Genomic DNA, 3,155 nt, shown 5'->3' with positions numbered 1-3,155 from the left:
CTGCGAAGAGGCCAGTGCAAACGGCACACAGCGCCGGTGCTTTCACCGGCCTCTTCGCAGCACAAGGCTGCTCCTACACAGGGTCAGCGCAAGCTGCTCAGCACGCCTTCGAGAGCACACATCGCGGGTGCTTTCACCGGCCTCTTCGCAGCACAAGGCTGCTCCTACACAGGGTCAGCGCAGGCTGCTCAGCACGCCTTCGAGGCCTCGCATACCCGGTGATAGGCGCGGTTGAAATACACCAGCCCATCGTCCGCCCCACCATGGCGGATATCCTGGATCTCGCAGTAGAAAATGCTGTGCGAACCCACCTCATGCACCTGGGCAATGCGGCAGTCGAAGTTGACCAGCGCCTCCTGCATCACCGGCGCGCCGCTCTCCAGCACGGTCCAGTGCGTGGTCGCAAAGCGCTCTTCCGTGCTCAGGTTGCGGTTGGCAAACGCCCCCGACAGCTCCTGATGGGTACCGGCCAGCACGTTCACGCACAGCGCGCCGTTGGCCTTGAATTGCTCATTCGAATACGAGGCGCGGTTCATGCACACCAACAACGTGGGCGGCGCGTCGGTCACGCTGCACACCGCCGACGCGGTAAAACCGAAACGGCCTGCGGGGCCATCGGTGGTGATGACCGATACGGCGCCACCGAGCAGCGCCATTGCATTGCGAAACTGGCTTACATCTACCATGGTCATGCTCCTCAGATATCCAGCACCAGCTTGTTGGACTTGGCCCGCGAGCAGCACACCAGGATCTGGTCGTTCGCGGCTTTTTCTTCATCGGTCAGGTACACATCGCGGTGGTCCGGCTCGCCTTCGAGCACTTCGCACATGCAGGTCCCGCAGACGCCCTGCTCGCAGGAAATGTCGATCTTGATGCCAACCTGGGCAAGCGCTTCGAGGATGGTCTGCCCCTCGGCCACCTGCACGGTCTTGTTGCTGCGCGCCGCCACCACTTCAAAACCTTGGCCACTGGCGTCGACCTCGACCTGGAAGTACTCCTTGTGGATGTGGTCTTCGGCATAACCCTGCCGACGCGCGCCCTCAATCACCCAGTCCATGAAGCCGGACGGGCCGCAGGTATACAGGTGGGTGCCCTGGCTGGCAGCGCCCAGCACCGCCTCCAGGTTCAGCCGCTGTGCCGGGTCTTCATCATCGAAGTGAGTGACCACCCGCGCGGCGAACGGCGCCGCCGCCAGCGCCTCGAGAAACGCACTGCGGCTGCGCGAGCGCCCGCAATAATGCAGTTCGAAATCCGCGCCCTGCTGGTGCAGGGCGTGGGCCATGGCGATCATCGGCGTGATGCCGATACCACCGCCCAGCAGGATCGAACGGCTGGCCTGCGGCGCCAGCGGGAACAGGTTGCGCGGCGCGCTGATCTGCAGCTCGCGCCCTTCCAGCAAGGTCTCGTGCACGCCCACCGAACCGCCGCGTGAAGCTGGGTCTTTCAGCACACCTAGGCGATACACCGAAGCATCGGCCGGGTCACTGCACAGCGAATACTGGCGCACCACGCCGGGCGCCACGTGGATATCGACATGCGCGCCCGCCTCGAAGGCCGGCAACGCCGCGCCATCAGCGCGCCCCAGGTCGAGGACGACTACGTCGGCCCCTTGGATCTCGCGCTTGCGCACGACTACGTTCAACAATTGTTCATTCATGGCCGGTTTCCCGTGTAACGACAGGAGGCGCGCAGCGCCCCGCAAAAAAATCAACGCATGAACAGGCCGCCGTTCACGTCCCAGGTCGCCCCGGTGGTGAAGTAGGCTTCTGGCCGCGCCAGTTGCACGATCAGGTCGCCCAGAAAACCGGCGTCCCCCAGGCGCTGCACCGGGATGTTCGCCAGTAGCCCTGGCAGGCGCTCGGCAGGCACCGCGGCATGCACCGCCGGCGAATCGATCGGGCCGGGGGCGATGGCGTTGACCGTGACGCCACGGGCAGCGAACTCCTTGGCGAAGATCTTGGTCAGGGTGACGATCGCGCCCTTGCTCGCCGCGTAGTGCGCGCCGGTCGCAGTGCCGCCGTTCTGCCCGGCCAGCGAGGCCATGTTGATGATCCGCCCGTAACCGGCCTCGGCCAGGTACGCGCCGAACACCTGGCAACCGAGGAACACGCTGCGCAGGTTCAAGCCAACCACGGCGTCGAATTCTTCCGGGCTGATCTGCATCAGCGGCGTGGTCTTGGTCACCGCAGCGTTGTTGACTACCACGTGCAGGGCGCCAAAGTGCTCCAGCACCTGGGCCAGCACCTGCTCGAAATCGGCCTTGCTGGCGACATCGAGCTTGACCGCCAGGGTACGGCCGCCCTGCCCTTGCCGGGCTTGCTGCAGTTGTTCGGCGCTGGCCTGAGCGAGTGCCAGGTTACGGTCCGAGACCACCACGTCAAAGCCTGCGGCAAGCAGTTGCGCGCAGAAGCGCTGGCCCAAGCCCTGGCCGGCGCCGGTTACCAATGCGACTTGGTTCATGGTCGGTTCCTCACAGGATGTAGCCGATACCGGCGAGGGTATCGTCACTGTTGATCAGGCTGATCACCTTGCGGTGGATCTTGAAGCTGCCTTGCGCCCGCACCAGGGTGTAGGTCAGGTCGGCGCTGTAGTGCTTGAGGCTTTCCTTGCGGAACTCACGCACGTTCTGCGCGCAGCGCACGGTCACGTTGACGCCGTCGTCGCCCAGCACCCGGAAGCGCGAAATCGTGCGCACGGTGCGCGGCTGCGGGCTGGTGGAAATCGACTCGCCGCCGATCAACCGCTGCACGCGCAGGCCACGCATGTGGTGGTCGTCGTAGGCGTAGTTGAGGGTGTTTTCGTAGTCGCTCTCGCGCGGGTCGATGGGGATGATGTACGTGCCTTTTTCGGTCCATTGGCCGAGCCAGGTGTCGTACTCGCCGTGGTCGAGCATGTCGCCTTCCTGCCAGATGAAGGCGGTGACTTCTTGCAGCAATTGCAGGTTCATAGGGTTCTCCACGCTCACGCCGACATCATCTTTTTCCACTGCTGGTACGCCGCGCGCATGCCGGTTTCGGCACTCACGTCGGACACCAGCCCGTCGGCGCTGGGCTTCTCGCCCGGCAGGCCGCGGTTGAGCATGATCCACAGGTCTTCACCGGCACGGGCGCCTTTCTGCACGCGCTCCCAGGCTTCGGAATCGTCCGGGGTGCCAA

The 3,155-nt window shown here is 64.6% G+C and carries 4 protein-coding genes and 1 pseudogene; all 5 read right to left on the bottom strand.

Features of this window, described 5'->3' with window-relative positions:
- Positions 1-188: 188 nt before the first annotated feature.
- Positions 189-686, bottom strand: a complete 498-nt coding sequence (locus OO306_RS27835; protein ID WP_027595331.1) for a flavin reductase — start codon at positions 684-686, stop codon at positions 189-191.
- An 11-nt stretch (positions 687-697) separates the two neighbouring features.
- Positions 698-1,657: a PDR/VanB family oxidoreductase gene (locus OO306_RS27830; protein WP_238216803.1), complete on the bottom strand. Its 960-nt coding sequence runs from the start codon at positions 1,655-1,657 to the stop codon at positions 698-700.
- 50 nt (positions 1,658-1,707) lie between these two features.
- On the bottom strand, positions 1,708-2,460 hold the full coding sequence (locus tag OO306_RS27825; protein WP_265970370.1) for an SDR family NAD(P)-dependent oxidoreductase: 753 nt from the start codon (positions 2,458-2,460) through the stop codon (positions 1,708-1,710).
- A 10-nt stretch (positions 2,461-2,470) separates the two neighbouring features.
- Positions 2,471-2,947 carry an aromatic-ring-hydroxylating dioxygenase subunit beta gene (locus tag OO306_RS27820; protein WP_027593647.1) on the bottom strand — a complete coding sequence of 159 codons (477 nt, stop codon included), beginning with the start codon at positions 2,945-2,947 and terminating at the stop codon, positions 2,471-2,473.
- Between the two features lie 14 nt (positions 2,948-2,961).
- Positions 2,962-3,155: pseudogene (locus OO306_RS27815) on the bottom strand (aromatic ring-hydroxylating dioxygenase subunit alpha); the annotation flags it as partial.

The sequence above is a fragment of the Pseudomonas sp. DCB_AW genome, from assembly GCF_026240895.1.
GTDB lineage: Bacteria > Pseudomonadota > Gammaproteobacteria > Pseudomonadales > Pseudomonadaceae > Aquipseudomonas > Aquipseudomonas kermanshahensis.
This window is presented reverse-complemented; position numbering and strand designations above follow the sequence as displayed.

What these genes read in the sequence shown, in the direction of transcription:
- OO306_RS27825 (WP_265970370.1), bottom strand. Translation starts at nt 2,460, where the DNA reads ATGAACCAAGTCGCATTGGTAACCGGCGCCGGCCAGGGCTTGGGCCAG.
- OO306_RS27830 (WP_238216803.1), bottom strand. Translation starts at nt 1,657, where the DNA reads ATGAATGAACAATTGTTGAACGTAGTCGTGCGCAAGCGCGAGATCCAA.
- OO306_RS27835 (WP_027595331.1), bottom strand. Translation starts at nt 686, where the DNA reads ATGGTAGATGTAAGCCAGTTTCGCAATGCAATGGCGCTGCTCGGTGGC.
- OO306_RS27820 (WP_027593647.1), bottom strand. Translation starts at nt 2,947, where the DNA reads ATGAACCTGCAATTGCTGCAAGAAGTCACCGCCTTCATCTGGCAGGAA.